This is a genomic window from Streptomyces sp. NPDC048424, from assembly GCF_040651555.1.
Taxonomy (GTDB): Bacteria; Actinomycetota; Actinomycetes; order Streptomycetales; family Streptomycetaceae; genus Streptomyces.
The window spans coordinates 165,204-184,199 of the sequence record NZ_JBEZKE010000016.1 but is presented as its reverse complement, the minus strand read 5'-3'; the positions used below and the strand labels follow the sequence as shown (position 1 = coordinate 184,199).

The following is an 18,996-nucleotide window of genomic DNA, read 5'->3' as shown; positions in this document are numbered from 1 at the left end:
GTCTAGCCCTTGTGCGGGACCACCGGCCACGCCGGCTCGACTATCGCCTCGGGGTCCGAGGTGCGGCGGAGGTAGCTCTGGAGCGACTCGGCCTGCTGGGCGGCCGCGCGGATCTGGAGGTCGTGGAGGTCCGCCAGCTCGATCGAGCCTATGGAGGAGTGCTTCGCGCCCACCCGGCGCGCCGCGCGCGCCGCCGCCAGGGCGTCGGCGGCCGCGTTGTGGGCGTCGTCGAGCGTCACGCCGTAGTGCTCGCAGAGGGCCTGCAGGGTCCGCCTGCCCTTGCGGTACCGGTCCGCGTGCTTGTCGAGGACCAAGGGGTCGATGACGGGCGCGGGCCTGCCCCGCAGCCGGTCGGCCAGCGACGCGATCCCGTGCCGGCGGCACTCGCGGTCCAGCAGGGACAGGTCGTAGCGGGCGTTCATCACCACCAGCGGGGTGCCGGAGCGCAGCCCGTCGGCGAGCGTCTGGGTGATCTCCGCGATCGCCGGGGCGGCCGGCACGCCCTCGGTGCGGGCGTGTTCGGTGGAGATGCCGTGGATCGCCGCCGCCTGCTCCGGGATGGCCACCCCGGGATCGAGCAGCCAGGTGCGGGTCCGGGCGACCCGGCCGTCCGGCTCCATGGCCACGACCGCGGCGGTGACGATGCGGTCGGCCTCGATGTCGGTCCCGGTCGTCTCCAGGTCGAAGGCCACCATCGGTCCGCTGATCCAGCTCATCGCAGGGACCCCCGCGATTCCCCCGGTCCCCCCGGCCCCGCGCCGGTCCGTGCCTGATCCCCCATGCCGTGCCCCTCCCCCGTACACCTTCGGTCAACGGCTTTCAGCCTGCCACGGGGCACTGACAAGCCCGACGACACCCCCCTCGAGGGGGTGTCCGGCGTCCTCACGACACGGGGCGGGAGTCCTCCCACATCGACTCGAACTCCTCCCGGTACGTCGCGAACAGCCCGTGGTCCGCGTCCTTCGGGACGCCGCGCCCGCCGCCCCGCAGGACCAGGACGGGCGATTCCATCCCGCGCGCCCGCCGCAGGTACGACTGGACCACCGCGATGCCCGAGGAGTTCCCCTCCACCAGGTAGGCGGTGAAGCGCGGGGTCTCGTCGAAGACGTGGATCTCGAAGCGCGAAGGGTCCCGCAGGCCCGCCCGGACCCGGCGGACGTGCAGGATGTTCATCTCCACCGAGCGGCTCAGCTCGCCCTTGCGCAGCCCCAGCTCCCGCTCGCGCCGCTTGACCGCGCTGCTCGCCGGGTTCAGGAACAGCAGGCGCACCCGGCACCCGGCCTCCGTGAGCCGGACGAGTCTTCGGCCCGAGAAGTTCTGGACCAGCAGGTTGAGCCCTATGCCGATGGCGTCGAGCCGCCGCGCTCCCCCGAAGAGGTCCTCCGCCGGGAGCTGCCGCTGCAGGCGCACCCGGTCCGGGTGGACCGAGATGACGTCCGCGTAGCGGTCGCCCACCAGGTCCTCGACGGCGTCGATCGGCAGCCGGTCGGCCGAGGGGCTGCCGGCGCCGCCGCCGAGGACCTCCAGCAGCCGCGCCGAGGCCCGTTCGGCCTGTTCCAGTACGGGCCGTGACAGCGCCCGGTTGCGGGAGACGACGTTGCGGGTGACCTCCAGCTCGTCCAGGGCCAGCTCGATCTCGCGCCGGTCGTCGAAGTACGGTTCGAAGCAAGGCCAGTGCTGGACCATCAGCTCCCGCAGCTGGGGCAGGGTCAGGAAGCTCAGCACGTTGTCGTCGGCCGAGTCGAGCAGGTAGCCCTTGCGCCGGCTGACCTCGCGGACGGCCACGGCCCGCTGCACCCACTCCTGCCCGGCGGGCCCGGCGGCCGCGACCACCCAGTCGTCACCGCCGTGCACCGGCTCGTAGATCGGCCGGAGCACCGCCCCGACCACCGAGCGCAGCCGCTGCTCGATCAAGTTCAGCCAGATGTACGCGCGGCCGGCCCGCTGGGCCCGGGTGCGGACCTCGCTCCAGGCCTCCGCGCTCCAGTCGAGCTCGGCGCCGGCGGATCCAGGTCCCCCGGCGCTCCCGGCTTCCGCCGGTCCGCCCGCCAGGGAGACCGCTCCGGCCGCGATCCCCGTCGGTGCCCCGCCGGGGGCACCTCCTGGGGCGTCCGCCGGGCCACCCTCGTGACTGCTGTCACCAGGGGGCAGCTCCAGACCTCCCGAGCTCACCCGTGCACCGCCTTCTGCGTCTGGACGCCCGTCTCCAGTGATCACGGAAGGGTACTCCGCGCGCGCGGCCCGGTGCAGCCCGATGGTCCCCCCACCGGTAGCCCGTTGACCCATTATCGGATGCACCGACAGTCCGCTGACCCGCATATCAGCTCTGCGGGTCACCCGGTAGGACCCCTCCCAAGTCCGCGCGTGGGCGCCCTCTTTCGGGGAAGATCGGAACAGTGACGTGGTCCACGCCGGATCAGCCGGGACATCCGACAACGCGGGAAGAGTCGTTATCTATGCAGGTCTGGCCGGGACAGGCGTATCCGCTCGGCGCCACTTACGACGGCGCCGGCACCAATTTCGCGGTCTATTCCGAGGCCGCCCGACGCATCGAGCTGTGCCTCCTCCACGACGACGGTTCGGAGTCCGCCGTGGAACTGCGCGAGACGGACGCCTTCGTCCGCCACGCGTACCTGCCCGGCGTCATGCCGGGTCAGCGCTACGGTTTCCGCGTCCACGGCCCGTACGAGCCCGAGCGCGGGCGGCGCTGCAACGCGGCGAAGCTGCTGCTGGACCCGTACGCGCGGGCCATCAGCGGCGGCGTGACGTGGGGCGAGGCGGTGTACGGCTACCACTTCGGCCGGCCCGACTCGCGCAACGACCTGGACTCCGCCCCGCACACCATGAGCTCGGTCGTGGTGAACCCGTACTTCGACTGGGCCAACGACCGGCCGCCGCGCCACGAGTACCACCACACCGTGCTGTACGAGGCGCACGTCAAGGGCCTGACGATGCGCCATCCGGACCTGCCCGAGGAGCTGCGCGGCACGTACGGGGCGCTGGCGCACCCGGCGGTCATCGGCCACCTCGCCAAGCTCGGCGTGACGGCGCTGGAGCTGATGCCGGTGCACCAGTTCGTCAACGACCACCGGCTGGTCAACGACGGGCTGAGCAACTACTGGGGCTACAACACGATCGGCTTCTTCGCCCCGCACAACGGCTACGCCTCGGGCGACCGCGGCCAGCAGGTGCTGGAGTTCAAGTCGGCGGTGCGGGCCCTGCACGAGGCGGGGATCGAGGTGATCCTCGACGTGGTCTACAACCACACCGCCGAGGGCAACCACCTGGGCCCGACGCTGTCCTTCCGCGGGCTCGACAACGCCTCGTACTACCGGCTGGCGGACGATCCGCGGCACTACATGGACACCACCGGCACGGGCAACTCGCTGCTGATGCGCTCCCCGCACGTGCTCCAGCTGATCATGGACTCGCTGCGCTACTGGGTCACCGAGATGCACGTGGACGGCTTCCGCTTCGACCTGGCGGCGACGCTGGCCCGCCAGTTCCACGAGGTGGACCGGCTGTCCTCGTTCTTCGACCTGGTCCAGCAGGATCCGGTGGTCAGCCAGGTGAAGCTGATCGCGGAGCCCTGGGACCTGGGCGAGGGCGGCTACCAGGTGGGCAACTTCCCGCCGCTGTGGACCGAGTGGAACGGAAAGTACCGGGACACCGTACGGGACCTGTGGCGCGGGCAGCCGCGCACGCTCGCGGAGTTCGCCGGGCGGCTGACCGGCTCCTCGGACCTGTACCAGGACGACGGGCGGCGCCCGCTGGCCTCGATCAACTTCACCACCTGCCACGACGGTTTCACCCTGAACGACCTGGTCTCGTACAACGAGAAGCACAACGAGGCCAACCGGGAGGGCAATCGGGACGGCGAGACCCACAACCGGTCGTGGAACTGCGGGGTGGAGGGGCCGACCGAGGATCCGGAGGTCGTGGAGCTGCGCGAGCGCCAGATGCGCAACTTCACGGCCACCCTGATGCTGTCGCAGGGGGTGCCCATGCTCAGCCACGGCGACGAGTTCGGCCGCAGCCAGGGCGGCAACAACAACGCGTACTGCCAGGACAACGAGTTGTCGTGGGTGCCCTGGCCGGAGCCGGGCAAACCATCGCCGTCGCTGCTGGAGTTCACCCGGCGGATGGTGTGGCTGCGCCGGGACCACCCGGTGTTCCGGCGGCGCCGGTTCTTCCACGGCCGGCCGGTGGAGGGGACGCACGACGAGCTCTCCGACATCGCCTGGTTCACCCCGCACGGCGAGGTGATGCGGGCGCGCGACTGGCAGGCGCAGCACGCGCGGGCGCTGACCGTCTTCCTCAACGGGGAGGCGATCTCCGAGCCGGGCACGCGCGGGGAGCGGATCACCGACGACTCGTTCCTGCTGATGTTCAACTCGGGGGCGGATCCGCAGGACTTCACGATTCCGGCGGGGCACGGCGCGCAGTGGCACCTGGTGGTGGACACGGCGCGGGCGGACGTGCTGCCACCCGGTACCGGGCCGCAGTACGCGGCCGGCGACCGGGTGGCGCTGACGGGGCGGTGTCTGGTGGTGCTTCAGCGTCCGGCGTAGGCGGCGCCGTTCTCGCCGGTCACCGGCGAGGCGGTCCGCGGGCCGGGGACGAAGGCGGCGGTGTGCGTACGGGCGGCGGGCACCCGGGTGACGAGGGCGAGGGCCAGGCAGAGGGCGGCGGCCCCGACGGCGACGGCGAAGGCCCCGGTGGGGCCGTACCGCTCGGCGAGGCGCCCGCAGACGACGAGCGCGGTGGCCTGCCCGGCCACCAGGCAGCTGGCGGCGAAGGCCATGGACGTGGAGAGCCGGGCCGGTTCCACGGCACGCTCGGTGAGGGCGAAGGCGGTGATCAGGTGGGGCGCGTAGGCCGCCCCGAGGACGGTGACGACGGCGTACAGGGGCCACAGGCTGTCGGTGACCAGCAGGGGCGCCGAGAGCACCAGGGCCGCTCCGGTCGCCACCCGCCAGCGCAGCCGCAGTCCGAAGCGGGCGGGCAGCGCGCCGAGCGAGAGGCCGACGGCGGCGCTGACGACGCCCATCGCGGAGTAGACGACGGCGGCCTGGTCGGGGACGCCCAGCCGGATGGTCAATGCGGTGATGCCGGCCTGGCAGGCGCCGAACATCGCGCCCTGGAGGGCGAGGGAGCCGCGCACGGCGTGGACCACGCCGGGCGGCCGGACCCGGCTGCCCGTACCGCGTCCGCGCGCCGGGGCCCCGGCCGTGACGGCGGCGGTCGGGTGCAGGGCGTAGACGGTGCCGAAGACGGCGACGAGGCCCACCGCGCCGCCGAGGGCGACCGCCGGGTGCGCGAGGAGCGCGGCCATCCCGACCAGGGCGGGTCCGAAGACGAAGGAGACCTCGTCCAGGGTGCCTTCGAGTGCGTGGACGGCGCCCACGACGCTCTCGTCGGCCCCGGCCCGGTGGGCCAGGGCCACGGAGCGGGTGCGGGCGAGCGGCCCGATCAGCGGTACGGAGGCGCCCGTGAGGGCGCCGATCGCGGCGAGCGGCACGGTGGCCAGGTGGGTGAGCGCGCCCGCGACCAGGGCTGCGGTGGCCACCGCGTTGACGGCGGCGGCGGTCAGGACGACGGGCCGCTGCCCGTGCCGGTCGGCGAGCCAGCCGAGGACGGGTCCGAAGAGGACCTGGCCGAGGGAGAGGGCGCCTCCGACCACGCCGGCGGTGGCGAGGGAGCCGCTGGTCTGGGCGACCAGCAGGAAGCTGCCGAACTGGGACATCGCGACGGGCAGTCGGGCGAGGAAAGAGACGAGCGGGAGTAGGGGCCCGGTCAGGGCGATGACTTTTCGATAGGTGTTGACGGTTCCAACCACTTGATCGACATTAACCCGGTGCAGTCACTCGGATGCATTGGGTCATGGCACGGAATCCGGCAGGTTGGGTACGTACGTTCTCATGAGCCAGCCGCAACCGGTCACTGAATCGGAATCTGATGTTCCGACACCTGTCACTCCGGCGTCGACCTACCGTCTCCAGCTGCGCCCGGAGTTCCCCTTCGCGGCGGCCGAGGCAGCCGTACCGTACCTCGCCTCGCTCGGCGTGTCGCACCTGCACCTCTCCCCCGTACTGGAGGCGGTGCCCGGCTCCGCGCACGGGTACGACGTCACCGACCACTCCCGCGTGCGGGCCGAACTCGGCGGCGAGCCGGGCCTGCGCGCCCTGGCCCGGGCCGCCCGGGCGCACGGGCTCGGCCTGGTCCTCGACATCGTGCCCAACCACATGGCGGTGCCGACGCCGCTGCGGCTGAACCAGCCCCTGTGGGAGGTGCTGCGGGACGGGCCCGGCTCGCCGTACGCCCGCTGGTTCGACATCGACTGGGAGGCCGGGGGCGGGCAGGTGCTGCTGCCGGTGCTAGCCGGGCCGGCGGACTCCTGCGAGCTGACGGCCGACGACGGCGTACTGCGCTACGGCGAGCAGGAGTTCCCGCTGCGGGCGGGCACCGAGGGGCTGGCGCTGCCCGAGCTGCTCGCCGCGCAGTGGTACCGGCCGGCCTGGTGGCGGGAGGCCCGGACCGCGCTCAACTACCGGCGCTTCTTCACCATTTCGGATCTGATCGGGGTCCGCGTGGAGGACCCGGAGGTGTTCACCGCCACCCATGCGAAGGTGCTGGAGCTGCTCCGGGACGGGGTCGTGCAGGGGCTGCGCATCGACCACGTGGACGGCCTGGCGGACCCGGAGGAGTACCTGCGGCGGCTGCGCGCGGCGGCCGGGGACGGCTGCTGGGTGGTCGTCGAGAAGATCCTCGCCCGCCACGAGCGGCTGCCGCCCGCTTGGCCGGTGGCGGGCACCACCGGGTACGACGCGCTGCACCGGGTGGACGGGGTGTTCACCGACCCGGCGGGGGCCGCGGAGCTGGCGGCCCGGTACGGGCGCTCCACCGGACTGCCGCAGTGGCCGGAGGCGGCGCGGGCGTGCGCACGGGAGGTGCTGACCGGCGACCTGGCCGCCGAACTCCGGACACTGGAGCGCCGGTCCGGCCCGGATCTGGCCGAAGCGGTACGGGAGTTGCTCATCGCCTTTCCCGTCTACCGGCCCTACCCCGGCGAGCCGGAGCTGCCGCCGCAGGCCCTGGAGCTGGCGGCCGCGGTGGCCGGTCCGCGCGCGGTGGCCGGCGTACGGGAACTGCTGCTGCGGGACCCGGCCTTCGCGGCCCGCTTCGCGCAGACCTCGGCGGCGCTGCGCGCCAAGTCCCTGGAGGACCGGGCCTTCTACCGGTACGCGCCCCTGCTGTCGGCGACGGAGGTCGGCGGGGAGCCCGGCCAACCACCGGTGTCGGCGGACGAGTTCCACGCCTACTGCGCCGCCCAGGAGGGGGAGTGGCCCGCGGCCGGGACGGTGCTGTCCACGCACGACACCAAACGCAGTGCGGACGTCCGGGCCCGGATCGCGGCCCTGTCGCAGGCACCGGAACTGATGGGCCGGCCCGACGGCCCCGACCCGCACCTGGCCTGGGTGGCCCGGCAGACCGCACTCGGGCTCGGCCCCGTCCCCGACGCCGTGCCCCGGCTGTCCGAGGCGCTGCTCAAGGCGGTCCGCGAGGCCGCCCTGCGCACCAGCTGGACGGAGCCGGACGAGGGCTACGAGGCCGGGGTGCCCGGATACGTCCCGGCCCCCCTCGACCTCCCCGTGGAGCTGGCGGAGGCGGCCCGCGCCAACCTCCTGGGCATGACGCTGCTGCACCTGGCGATGCCGGGGGTCCCGGAGGTCTACCAGGGCGCCGAGACCGAGTACCGGGCCCTCGTCGACCCCGACAACCGGCGCCCGGCCCGCTTCCCCCACCGGGAACTGGCGCGGCTGGACACGGGGGCCGCCCCGCAGGGCCCGGCCGAGGAGAAGCTGGCCCTGACGGCCGCCCTGCTGCGGCTGCGCCGGGACCGACCGGAGCTCTTCCGGGGCTACGCGCCCGTCCCGGCCCGGGGGCCGGCGGCCGGCCATCTGGTGGCGTTCACCCGGGCCCCCGGCCTGCTGGTGGCGGCCACCCGGCTGTCCCACCGGCTGGCCGCGTCCGGGGGCTGGCGCGGCACCCGGCTGCCCCTGCCGCCCGGCGCGTGGACCCCCGTCCTCCCCCCGCACCCCGACACCGAATCTCCTGCCTCACACAGCGGTTCGGTCGAGATGACCGACCTGCTGGACGGCCGCCCGGTGGGGGTCTGGCTCCGCCGGTGATCCGCTGCGGATGCCGGCCGGACCTCGCGGGTGCCGGCGCGTCCCCCGCTCAGTCCGGCCGTGCGCCCCCGGCCGGAACCGCCGGGGCCCGGGCCCCGAACAGCTCCGCGAAGGCCTCGGCCGCACCGGTCAGCGGGACCCGGGAGAAGACCGCCAGGGACCGGTGCCACGATGGATCGAGGGAGAGCAGTACGCAGTCCTCGCCGACGGCGCCCCGGACCATGTGGGCCGGGGCCATGACGACGCCCACCCCGGCGGCCGCCATCCGCACGGCCGTCGAGGTGTGCTCCGTACGCAGCACCGTGCGCGGGGTGAAGCCGACCGCGCCGCACGCCCGGTCCAGTACGAGGACGCCGTCGGACAGCGGCTCCATCGCACAGCGGATCCAGTCGCGGTCGGCGAGCTCGGCGAGGCGGACGGCGCCCCGCCCGGCCAGCGGATCGTCGAAGGGGACGACGATGACCAGCTCCTCCCGCCCGATCCGCAGCAGCGGCCCCAACCACTGCGCGGGCTCCGGGCCCACCGCGAGGTCGGCGACGCCCCGCTCCAGCTGCTCCTCCAGCGCATCGGTGGAGCCGTACTCCCGCAGCACCAGCGACACCCCCGGGTGCAGCGCCCGCCAGCGGGCGGCGATGCCCGGGAGCAGGCCGACGGCCAGGGCGTGCACGGTGGCGATGTGCAGTTCGCCGCCCGCCACGCCGGCGGCGGCGCGGGCCGCCCGCTCGGCCTGGCGGGCGCTGCGGACGGCGAGCTGCGCGTGCGGGAGGAAGGCGCGGCCCATGGGGGTGAGCCGGACCCCGCGCGACAGGCGCTCCAGCAGGGGGCCGCCGACGGACCGCTCCAGGGCCTTGACCTGATGGGACAGGGCGGGCTGGGTGACGTGCAGGGCGTCCGCGGCGCGGGTGAAGGAGGACTCCTCCACGACGGCGAGGAAGTACTCCATCTGGCGCAGGCTCATGAGCAGGAAGCATAAAGAGCGTGCATGGGACCCAGAAGATCATTTCCTTGGACGTGGCGCAACGGCCGGTCCAGGCTGGGCACATGACCAACGACAGCATCGTGGACGTGATCGTGATCGGCGGCGGCACCGGCGGCTACAGCACCGCCCTGCGCGCCTCGGCCCTCGGCCTGACCGTCCTGCTCGCGGAACGCGACAAGGTCGGCGGGACCTGCCTGCACCGCGGCTGCATCCCCAGCAAGGCCATGCTGCACGCCGCCGAACTCGTGGACGGCATAGCCGAGGCGCGCGAGCGCTGGGGGGTCCGGGCGAGCGTGGAGTCGGTCGACTGGACGGCGCTGACCGCCACCCGGGACGACATCGTCTCGCGCAACCACAAGGGCGTGGAAGGGCACTTGGAGCACGCCGGGGTGCGCGTGGTGCGCAGCGGCGCGCGGTTGACCGGTCCGCGCTCCATCCGGACCGAGGACGGGCGGGAGTTCGCCGCGACCCGCGGGATCGTCCTGGCCACCGGGTCCCGGCCGCGGGTCCTGCCGGGGCTGGAGCCCGACGGGACCACGGTGGTGACCAGTGACGACGCCCTGTTCGCCCCCGGGCTGCCGGCTTCGGTCCTGGTGCTGGGCGGCGGGGCGATCGGCGTGGAGTACGCGTCCTTCCACCGTTCCATGGGCGCCGAGGTGACCCTGGTCGAGGCGGCGGACCGGCTGGTTCCGCTGGAGGACGCGGACGTGTCCCGGCACCTGTCGCGGGGCCTGAAGAAGCGCGGCATCGACGTGCAGACCGGGGCCCGGCTGGAGGGGGCCACCGTGGCGGACGGGACCGTCAGGGCCACGGTGCGCACCGCGCGCGGGGAGCTGCGCGAGCTGACGGCGGAGCGGCTGCTGGTGGCGGTCGGGCGGGTCCCGGTCACCGACGGACTGGACCTCGCGGCGGCCGGGCTGGCCACCGACGAGCGGGGGTTCGTGGCGCCGGCCGACTGGTCCCGGCTGGAGAGCGCCGTCCCGGGCATCCACGTGGTGGGCGACCTGCTGCCGCCGCCCTCCCTGGGGCTGGCGCACGCCTCCTTCGCGGAGGGGCTGCTGGTCGCCGAGACGCTGGCCGGGGTGGCGAGCGCACCGGTGGACTACGCGGCGGTGCCGCGGGTGACGTACTCGGCGCCGCAGACCGCCGCCGTCGGGCTGACGGAGGCGCAGGCGCGCGAGGCGGCGTACGACGTGGTGGTGAACACGATGCCGCTGACCGCCGTGGCGAAGGGCATGGTGCACGGGCAGGGCGGCACGGTGAAGGTGGTCGCGGAGCGGCACGGGCGGGTGCTCGGCGTACACCTGGTCGGACCGCACGTCTCGGAGATGATCGCGGAGAGCCAGCTGATCGTGGGCTGGGACGCCGAGCCGTCCGACGTGGCCCGCCACGTGCACGCCCACCCGACGCTCTCGGAGGCCGTCGGCGAGGCCTTCCTGTCCCTGGCGGGCCGCGGCCTGCACCAGCAGTAGGTATTTCAGCCCCTCCGGCGTTCGAGGAACGGGAGTTCGGGGGCGGAGCCCCCGCAGCGGTGGCGCACCCGAGCGGCTCGGGAACTGCGTGGCCTGCGGAGCAGTAGGCGGCGGGCCCGGCGGGCATGGCATCACTTGTGACTCTCCTCCGTGACATGCGCTACCCCACTCCGCACGAACTCGGGCTGGCCGCCCGCGCACTGGCGGACGAACACCCCGGCGAGGTCCGGCTCCGCCAGGCCGGCACCTCCCGGGCCGGGCAGCCGCTCTGGGTCCTGTCCGTGGCGGCCGTCGGCCCGAACACCCGCACCCGCAACGTCCTCGTCGTCGCCGGGGCGCACGCCAACGAGCCCGTCGGCGGCGCCACCGCCCTCTCGCTCGCCCGGCGCGTCCTGCACGAGCCCGCGCCGCGGGCCGGCTGCGGCTGGCACTTCCTGCTCTGCGCCGACCCGGACGGCGCGGACCTGCACCGCACGCCCCGCCCGTACTCGCTCCTGGACTACCACCGGAGCTTCTTCCGGCCGCCCGGCCCCGAACAGCCCGAGTGGGCGCCGTCTTTACTGCCCCCGGACCGGCTGCCGCCCGAGACCCTGGCCCTGACCGCGCTCATCGACGAGCTGCGGCCCGTGCTCCAGGTCTCGCTGCACGCCACCGATCTCGGCGGCTCCTGGGTCCAGCTCACCCGGGACATACCCGGCCTCGCCGAGCCGTTCGCCAAATCGGCCGCCGAGCTGCACATCCCGGTGGAGAACGGGGCCTCGGACGCCGCCGGCTGGCCCTCCCCCGGTCCCGGGATCTTCGTGATCCCGCAGCCGGGGAGCGAGGCGGCAGGGGCCTTCCATCCGGAGGACACGCGGCTCAGCACCTGGTACCACGCCCACCGGTACGCCGGCACCACCGCGATCGTCGAAGTCCCCATGTGGGCCTCCGACCTGGTGGACGATCCGGCCCCGCACCCCGACCCGCGCGGCGCCCTGCGGATGCTCGCGGGGCGGCTCACGGCGGACGCCGCGCTCGTCGCCGGGGTACGGGACCGGATCCGGTCGGGCCCGCCTCCGTACGAGGACCGGGCCACGGCTCCGCTGCTGCGCGCCGTGGACTGGACGCTCGCGCTGATCCCCCGGATCCACGACGAGTGGACGGGCGACGGGGCCCCCTCGGAGGCCACCGCGGCGTACATCGCCAGCATCGACGCCTTCGGGCGCCGGCTGTCGCTGCGCGCCGCCGCGATGCTGCTGCGGGTGCTGCGCGCGCAGGGGCATCCGGCGGCGCCCGGGCTGGACCGGCTGGTCACCGGGTGGTGCGAGGACTTCGCGGCCCGGTTCGGGGCCCGCTGGGTCCCGGTGGCCACCCAGGTGGAACACCAGTCCCGGACCGTCCTGGCCACCTACGAGCGCCTCCTGGCGGCCGACCGCTCCCCTTAGGCCTTCTCCACCCGGTCGACGGGCTCCACGGGCTCGACGGACAGGGCGTACCGGCGCTTCGGGAAGCCGGTGGCACCGAGCCGGTCGTAGAAGCGGATCGCGCCCTCGTTCCATTCGGGGGTCTGCCACTGGACCTGGTCGAGGCCGAGTTCCCGGGCCAGGTCCCGCACCCCGTTCATCAGGGCGGCGCCGAGCCCGTGGCCGCGGGCCTCCTGCGCGAGGTAGAGGCAGTCCATGTGCAGGTAGTGCCGGGCGTCCCAGAAGGCGAACTCGGCGGCGCAGGCCGCGTATCCGGCGACCGCGCCGTCCGGGGTCTCGGCGAGCAGCACCCACAGCCGGGCGTCCTCGGCGAAGAGCTGCGGGCCGAGCCGCTCGGCGAGGCCCGGCGGCCGCGGCGCCGACTTCTCGTACGCGATGTGCTCGTGGACGAGCTCGGTCAGGCGGGGGAGGTCCCCGACGCGTGCGCGGCGGATGACGGACGTGTGTTCCATGCCCGTCATCCTGCGCGGTGGCTCCCACGGGCGGACGCGCGGGTCCCGGCGGACGGACGGGACGGCGTGCGGAAGCACCTCGGGACATCAGCTCGCCGAGAGCCGGAAGGTCATCTTCCCGAAGCTGATCTGGTCCCCGGCGCGGACCACCGCGGATCCGGTCACCCGGCGTCCGTTGACCGAGGTCCCGTTGGTGGACCCGAGGTCCTTGAGCACCCAGAGCCCGTCGCGCAGGCTCAGTTCCGCGTGCGCCCGGGAGACGGTCTCGTGGCTGAGCCGCAGTCCGTTGCCGGGGTCGCGGCCGATCCGCAGGACGGCCGCGCTCGGATGCGGGAGCAGCAGCTTGGGCAGTTTCTCGGCGGCCCAGGCGTGCCGGATGCCGACGGACACGGCCGAGACCCGGCCGACCCAGCCGAACAGCCGACGTGTCCACGGGCCTTCGGCGGCTTCCCTTGCCTGGAGGTCGGCCGTGAGGACGGCGAGGTCCTCGGAACGGCGGGCGACCAGGGCGAGTTCCATCCGGCGCAGGAAGGTGTCGTGGGACAGCTTGCCGAGGGCAGCGCCCTCTCTGAGCTGGCCCAGCGCCCGGTCGCGCTCGGCGTCGGACAGCCGCGGCGCGGGGAAGGCGGGGATCTCGAAACTCGACGTCACAGGGTGATTGTCGGCCCGTCGGGGCCGGAGTGTCCAGAACTCCCCCGCCACGCCCGGAATGATGGGCAGGATACGCATGCCGGCCACCGCCGCTGACGAGGGGACCGTCCGTTGCACTTCGAGGTGTGGGCACCGCTGACAGGTCATGTCGCCATGCGACTCGACGACGCGACGTACGCGATGGAGCGCGATCCGCAACGGTCCGGCTGGTGGACCGTGGAGGCCCCGGCCGGCGAGGGGAGCCGCTACGGGTTCCTGCTGGACGGCGACACGGTCCCGCGGCCCGATCCGCGCGGCCGGCGGCTGCCTGACGGCCCCGACGGCCTGTCCGCCGTGGTCGACTTCGAGGCGCTGGTCCGGGCCGCGGCCCCGCCGGTCCCGCCGCCGCACACCCGGCTCCAGGACGCGGTCCTGTACGAGCTGCACATCGGCACCTTCACGCCCGAGGGCACCTTCGACGCGGCCGCCGCCCGCCTCGGGCACCTCACCGCCCTCGGCGTCACGCACGTGGAGCTGATGCCGGTCTGCTCCTTCCCCGGCCGGCACGGCTGGGGCTACGACGGGGTCGCGCCGTGGTCGGTGCACGAGCCGTACGGCGGCCCGGCCGGGCTGCTCCGGTTCGTGGAGGCGGCCCATGCCGCGGGGCTGGGCGTGGTGCTGGACGTGGTCCACAACCACCTCGGCCCGTCCGGCAACCACCTGCCCGCCTTCGGCCCGTACTTCACCGACGCCCACCACACCCCGTGGGGTGCGGCGGTGAACCTGGACATGCCGGGCTCCGACGAGGTGCGCGCGTACCTCGTGGGCAGCGCGCTGGCCTGGCTGCGCGACTACGGGATCGACGGACTGCGGCTCGACGCCGTGCACGCGCTGGCCGACGGGCGGGCGCTGACCTTCCTGGAGGAACTGTCCGGAGCCGTCGACGCTCTGGCCGCGGAGACCGGCCGGCCGCTGTTCCTGATCGCCGAGTCCGACCAGTGCGACCCGCGCACCACCACCCCGCGCGCGGCCGGCGGGCTGGGCCTGCACGCCCAGTGGAACGACGACTTCCACCACGCGCTGCACTGTGCGCTGACCGGTGAATCGCAGGCGTACTACGGGGACTTCGCCGAGGCCCCGCTCGCCGCCCTCGCCAAGACCCTGACCCGGGCCTTCTTCCACGACGGGACCTGGTCCTCCTTCCGCGGCCGCACCCACGGCCGCCCGGTGGACCGCCGCCGGACCCCCGCGCACCGCTTCCTCGGCTACACCCAGACCCACGACCAGATCGGCAACCGGGCACTCGGCGACCGGCTCGCCGCCTCCCTCTCCCCCGGGCTTCTGGCGTGCGCCGCGACGGTGGCGCTGACCGGCCCGTTCGTGCCGATGCTGTTCATGGGCGAGGAGTGGGGGGCGCGCACCCCCTGGCAGTACTTCACCGACCACCCCGACCCGGAGCTGGCCGAGGCCGTACGGACCGGCAGGCGCCGGGAGTTCGCCGCGCACGGCTGGAAGGCCGAAGAGATCCCCGACCCCCAGGACCCGGCGACCCGCGAGCGCTCCTGCCTGGACTGGTCGGAGCCCGAACAGGCCGCCCACGCCCGCCTGCTGGACTGGTACCGCACCCTGGTCGCGCTCCGCCGCGGCCACCCGGACCTGCGCGACCCGGACCTGGCGTCGGTCCGGGTCGCCCACGACGAGGAGCGCCGCTGGATCACCTTCCGGCGCGGCGACGTACGGGTGGCCGTGAACCTCTCCCCGGAGCCGGTGACGATCGCGCTGGGCCGCAACGGGGTGCGGGTGCTGGCCGCCTGGGAGCCCCTCGAACACCCGGGCCCCGACGGCCGGATCCACGTCCCCGGCGAATCGGCGGTCGTGCTGGGCCCGTGAGGCCGCGGCCGCCGCGGCCCGCCGTGCGGGCTACTCGACGACCGCCAGCTCGCGCGGGGCGTTGTTGAGGCGGCGCCCGCCCTCCTCGGTGACGGTCACGATGTCCTCGATGCGGACGCCGAACCGGCCGGGCAGGTAGACGCCCGGCTCCACTGAGAAGCACATGCCGGGGACCAGGGGCTGCTCCTCGCCCTCGACCATGTACGGGGGCTCGTGGGTGGTGACGCCGATGCCGTGGCCGGTGCGGTGGATGAAGCGGTCCCCGTACCCGAACTCGGTGATCACCGCGCGGGCCGCCCGGTCCACCTCCTGGCAGGAGACCCCGGGGCGGACCGCCGCCACGCCCGCCTGCTGGGCCTCGCGGACGATGTCGTGGACCCGCTGCTCCTCGGCGGCGGGCTCGCCCACGTGCACGGTGCGGGAGATGTCGGAGCCGTAGCCGAACCGCAGGCCGCCGAAGTCGAGGACCACCATGTCGCCGCGGCGGATGACCCGGTCGCCGGCCTCGTGGTGCGGGTTGGCCCCGTTGGGGCCGGAGCCGACGACGGTGAAGTCGACCTGGGAGTGGCCGTGGGCGCGCAGCAGGGCGGCCAGGTCGGCGGCGACGTCCGTCTCCCGGCGGTCGGCGAAGGGCAGGTGGAGGACCTGCGCGTACGCGGCGTCGGCGGCGGCCCCCGCCGCGGCGAGGCGCTCCAGTTCCCGTTCGTCCTTCACGGCGCGCAGCATGGGCAGGCAGTCGGTGAGCGGCGCGTGCGAGGTCCGCGGCAGCTCCCGCTGGAGGCCGAGGAGGTGGAGCGCCCAGGTGTTGTCGCTCACCCCGAACCGGCCGGCCGGATCCAGCAGCGGGGCGGTCACGGCGTACGGGTTCTTCCCGTCGGCCCAGTCCCGCAGGGTCAGCGCGGCGGCGCCCGCGGCCTTGGCCGCGTCGGGGGCCTCCAGTGCGGGGACGACGAGCACCGGGTCCTGTCCGGCGGCCAGCACGAGCAGGGTCAGCCGCTCGGTCTCGGCGGTGGGCCGGTATCCGGTGAGGTGCGTGAGGTCGGGCCCGGGGGCGATCAGCAGGCCGGCCAGTCCGGCGTCGGCGGCGGTCCGGGCGGCGGCGGCCATCCGGGCGGCGTAGTCGTCGGCCGTGAAGGGTGCCGGGTCCTTGAATGCGGCGTCACGTGTCATACGGGTGATCCTGCCGTGAGCCGGGCGGCGAGGGCAGCGGCCGCGCCGGTCGGGGTGCCGGGCGTGAGGAGTTCCGTACGGTGCACCAGGCGCGGGGTGGACAGCGGCACGGCGACCCCCGCGCCGGCGGCCTCGGCGACCCGGCGCGGGAGCAGCGCGAGGCCGTGCCCGGCCGCGGCGAGGGCGCAGAGGGCGTGCAGGTCGGTGCCGTCGTAGCGGACGGAGGCGCGGGCGGCGGTGAGCGGCAGCCCCACGCCGGGGGCGTCGAGCCAGCGGGCGTCGGCGAGGTCGTCCAGCCGGACGGCGGCCCGCCCGGCGAAGGGGTGCCCGGCGGGCAGCAGCACGGCCAGTTCCTCCTCGGCCACGCCGGTCACGGTGAGGGGGGCCACGTCGGGCAGCCGCAGCGGGTCGCTGGGCGCGGCCGGGCCGTCGACGAGGCCGAGGTCGCAGCCCCCGGTGGCGACGGCCGCGGGCACCTCGGCCGGGGGCAGCACCCGCAGGGTGACCCCGGTGGCGGGCAGGGCGGCGAGCAGCCGGGGCCCGACGGCGAGCGGGGAGGCGGCGAGGGTGACCCGGCCGGGCGGGGCGGCGGTCAGCCGGAGCACGTCGGCGCGGGCGGCGTCGAGCCGCAGGAGCAGCGGCCCGGCGTGTTCCAGCAGCCGCGTCCCGGCCGCGGTCGGCGCGACCGGCCGGCGGGTGAGCAGTTCGGCCCGGAGGTCCCCTTCGAGGGCGGCGATGTGCTGGGAGACGGCGGACTGGGTGTAGCCGAGCTCGCGGGCGGCGGCGGAGAAGGAGGCGAGGCGGGCCACGGCGACGAAGGTGCGGAGCAGGTGCGGGTCCATGGTCATCAGGATCACTGATGGAGGGTGCAGGAACAATCGTTGGCGCTGAACGGGGAGCCGGCCGCAGGATGATCCACATGACCACCGCACAGACCCCGCAGACCACACCGGCGGCGCGGATCGCACTCGTCGGCGACCGCTCCCCGCACGTGAAGTCCCACACCCGCGTCCCCCTCCTCCTCGACGCCCTGGCCTCCCGCGACGGGCTCGTCCTCGACGCCTACTGGATCCCCACCGGCGACGCGGAGGCCGAGGCGGCCGCCGGGACGTTGGCCCGCTTCGACGCCGTGTGGGTGCTGCCCGGGAGCCCGTACGCGAGCGAGGCCGGGGCGCTGGCCGCGATCCGGGTGGCCCGCGAGGAGGGCATCCCCTTCCTCGGGACCTGCGGCGGCTTCCAGCACACCCTGCTGGAGTACGCCCGGACGGTCTGCGGGCTGACCTCCGTGGCGCACGCCGAGAACGACCCGGGGGCGGCGGACCAGCTGATCGCGCCGCTCGCCTGTTCGCTCGTCGGGCACGAGGGCCTCGTACGGGCCGAGCCCGGCTCGCTCGCCGAGGCCGCGCTCGGCGCGGAGCGGTCGATGGAGCGCTACCACTGCAACTACGGACCCGCGCCCCGGCACCTGCCGACGCTCATCGCCCACGGGCTGCGGCTGTCGGGGTACGACGAGGAGGGCCAGGCCCGCATCGCCGAGCTGCCCGGGCACCCGTTCTTCCTGGCCACGCTGTTCCAGCCGGAGCTGCACGGGGACGGCTCGCGGCCGCACCCGATCGTCTCGGCCCTCGCCGCGGCGGCCGTCGCGCACGCGGCCGGCCGCCGGGACGGGGTCGCGGCCCGGCTCGCCGCGACGCTGGCCACCAGCCGCTCGGCCGGATAACCCGTCGCGGGACCACCCCGCAGATCGGCTATGCTGTGCATGCACGTCGACGGGTGGTCCGCCGCCCTTCGTGGTGGGTGTAGCTCAGTTGGTAGAGCACCTGGTTGTGGTCCAGGTGGCCGCGGGTTCAAGTCCCGTCACTCACCCTGATCCCCCGGGGTACGAGGTCTCCTCGTACCCCGGGGATTTTTTGCGTTCGGGCCCGGCGTGCGGCCGCGGCTAGTCGCGCAGGTAGGCCTCGACCTCGGTGACGAAGGCCACGGGGGTCTCGTGCGGCGGGTAGTGCCCGGCGCCGGGGAGGGTGCGGATGCGGCAGTTCGGGTACCAGACCTGCCAGGTGGCGCGCATCACGTCGGCGGTGAGCGCGAGGTCGTACTCGCCGACCAGGACGAGCACCGGCACCGTGTTGCCCTTGACGGCGTCGGACAGGTCCAGGGACTGCCAGCTCGCGAGGTAGTCGGCGAAGGCCTCCGGGCGGGAGATCTCCAGGGAGTGGGCGACCATCCGCTCGATCCAGCGCCGGCTCGCCCGGTTGCCGGTGACGAGGTCGAGGATGGCGCGCCGGTTCTCGGGGCTCTCCGCGGCGCCGAAGAAGAGGGTGCGGGTGGCGTCGTCCATCTCGTACGGCGCGGCCGGGACCGGATTGATCCCGACGAGCTTCTCGATCCGCTCGGGGGCGCGCACGAGGACCTGCTGGGCCGCCTTGCCGCCCATGGAGTGGCCGAGCAGGGAGAAGGTGGCCCAGCCGAGCTGGTCGGCGAGTTCGAGGACGTCGTCGGCGATCTCGTCGAGGGTGTGGCGCCCCGTCACGTCCCGCCTGTCGCCGTAGCCGCGGTAGTCGAGGAAGGCGTACGAGAACCCCTGGGGGTCCAGGTGGTCCAGCACGGAGCCCCAGTTGGCGGAGGTGCCGAACCAGTCGTGCAGCACGATGACGCGAACGGGTCCGGTACCGATCCTGCGGTGGGCGATGGCCATGCGTTCTCCCTCGGTGACGGGTACGACGAAAACGGACCCGTACGTTCTGCCCA

At 74.4% G+C, this 18,996-nt stretch carries 15 protein-coding genes and 1 tRNA gene; 7 read left to right on the top strand and 9 right to left on the bottom strand.

Annotated elements, in window-relative coordinates:
- Nucleotides 1–2: 2 nt before the first annotated feature.
- Nucleotides 3–716, bottom strand: a complete 714-nt coding sequence (locus AB0D29_RS23460) for an exonuclease domain-containing protein (protein WP_362856778.1) — start codon at nt 714–716, stop codon at nt 3–5.
- Nucleotides 717–882: 166 nt separating this feature from the next.
- Nucleotides 883–2,172 carry an SAV2148 family HEPN domain-containing protein gene (locus AB0D29_RS23455; RefSeq protein WP_362856777.1) on the bottom strand — a complete coding sequence of 430 codons (1,290 nt, stop codon included), beginning with the start codon at nt 2,170–2,172 and terminating at the stop codon, nt 883–885.
- Between the two features lie 284 nt (nt 2,173–2,456).
- Here AB0D29_RS23455 and glgX point away from each other — a divergent pair, with 284 nt between their 5' ends.
- The gene (gene glgX / locus AB0D29_RS23450; protein WP_362856775.1) at nt 2,457–4,571 is read left to right on the top strand and encodes a glycogen debranching protein GlgX; all 2,115 of its coding nucleotides are present in this window, start codon (nt 2,457–2,459) and stop codon (nt 4,569–4,571) included.
- Here glgX and AB0D29_RS23445 read toward each other — a convergent pair.
- Complete coding sequence (locus AB0D29_RS23445; RefSeq protein ID WP_362856774.1) at nt 4,556–5,839, bottom strand: MFS transporter; 1,284 nt, start codon at nt 5,837–5,839, stop codon at nt 4,556–4,558. The genes glgX and AB0D29_RS23445 overlap by 16 nt on opposite strands.
- An 82-nt stretch (nt 5,840–5,921) precedes the next feature.
- Between AB0D29_RS23445 and treY the strand changes: the two genes are divergently transcribed.
- Nucleotides 5,922–8,192 carry a malto-oligosyltrehalose synthase gene (treY, locus tag AB0D29_RS23440; protein ID WP_362856772.1) on the top strand — a complete coding sequence of 757 codons (2,271 nt, stop codon included), beginning with the start codon at nt 5,922–5,924 and terminating at the stop codon, nt 8,190–8,192.
- 49 nt (nt 8,193–8,241) lie between these two features.
- On the opposite strand, the gene AB0D29_RS23435 is transcribed toward treY, so the two are convergent.
- Complete coding sequence (locus tag AB0D29_RS23435; protein ID WP_362856770.1) at nt 8,242–9,150, bottom strand: LysR family transcriptional regulator; 909 nt, start codon at nt 9,148–9,150, stop codon at nt 8,242–8,244.
- A gap of 83 nt (nt 9,151–9,233) precedes the next feature.
- Here AB0D29_RS23435 and lpdA point away from each other — a divergent pair, with 83 nt between their 5' ends.
- Nucleotides 9,234–10,643, top strand: coding sequence for a dihydrolipoyl dehydrogenase (gene lpdA / locus AB0D29_RS23430; RefSeq protein ID WP_362856769.1), 1,410 nt, complete (start codon nt 9,234–9,236; stop codon nt 10,641–10,643).
- Between the two features lie 137 nt (nt 10,644–10,780).
- A complete protein-coding gene (locus AB0D29_RS23425) occupies nt 10,781–12,067 on the top strand; it encodes a M14 family zinc carboxypeptidase (protein WP_362856768.1) in 1,287 nt (428 codons plus the stop codon).
- Here AB0D29_RS23425 and AB0D29_RS23420 read toward each other — a convergent pair.
- Nucleotides 12,064–12,558, bottom strand: coding sequence for a GNAT family N-acetyltransferase (locus AB0D29_RS23420; RefSeq protein ID WP_362856766.1), 495 nt, complete (start codon nt 12,556–12,558; stop codon nt 12,064–12,066). The genes AB0D29_RS23425 and AB0D29_RS23420 overlap by 4 nt on opposite strands.
- 87 nt (nt 12,559–12,645) lie before the next feature.
- The gene (locus AB0D29_RS23415; RefSeq protein ID WP_351593222.1) at nt 12,646–13,209 is read right to left on the bottom strand and encodes a DUF1707 and FHA domain-containing protein; all 564 of its coding nucleotides are present in this window, start codon (nt 13,207–13,209) and stop codon (nt 12,646–12,648) included.
- 153 nt (nt 13,210–13,362) lie between these two features.
- Between AB0D29_RS23415 and treZ the strand changes: the two genes are divergently transcribed.
- On the top strand, nt 13,363–15,078 hold the full coding sequence (gene treZ / locus AB0D29_RS23410; RefSeq protein ID WP_362856764.1) for a malto-oligosyltrehalose trehalohydrolase: 1,716 nt from the start codon (nt 13,363–13,365) through the stop codon (nt 15,076–15,078).
- Nucleotides 15,079–15,108: 30 nt separating this feature from the next.
- On the opposite strand, the gene AB0D29_RS23405 is transcribed toward treZ, so the two are convergent.
- Entirely contained in the window at nt 15,109–16,248 is a 1,140-nt protein-coding gene (locus AB0D29_RS23405) for an aminopeptidase P family protein (RefSeq protein WP_362856762.1), read from the bottom strand.
- Nucleotides 16,245–17,090: a LysR family transcriptional regulator gene (locus AB0D29_RS23400; RefSeq protein WP_362799805.1), complete on the bottom strand. Its 846-nt coding sequence runs from the start codon at nt 17,088–17,090 to the stop codon at nt 16,245–16,247. The genes AB0D29_RS23405 and AB0D29_RS23400 overlap by 4 nt, the downstream gene beginning before the upstream one ends.
- 77 nt (nt 17,091–17,167) lie before the next feature.
- On the opposite strand from AB0D29_RS23400, the gene AB0D29_RS23395 reads away from it, so the two are divergent.
- Nucleotides 17,168–17,968, top strand: a complete 801-nt coding sequence (locus AB0D29_RS23395) for a hypothetical protein (RefSeq protein ID WP_362856760.1) — start codon at nt 17,168–17,170, stop codon at nt 17,966–17,968.
- A gap of 73 nt (nt 17,969–18,041) precedes the next feature.
- A tRNA-His gene (locus AB0D29_RS23390) sits at nt 18,042–18,114 on the top strand.
- 73 nt (nt 18,115–18,187) lie between these two features.
- On the opposite strand, the gene AB0D29_RS23385 is transcribed toward AB0D29_RS23390, so the two are convergent.
- Nucleotides 18,188–18,943: an alpha/beta hydrolase gene (locus AB0D29_RS23385; protein WP_362856759.1), complete on the bottom strand. Its 756-nt coding sequence runs from the start codon at nt 18,941–18,943 to the stop codon at nt 18,188–18,190.
- Nucleotides 18,944–18,996 lie beyond the last annotated feature (53 nt).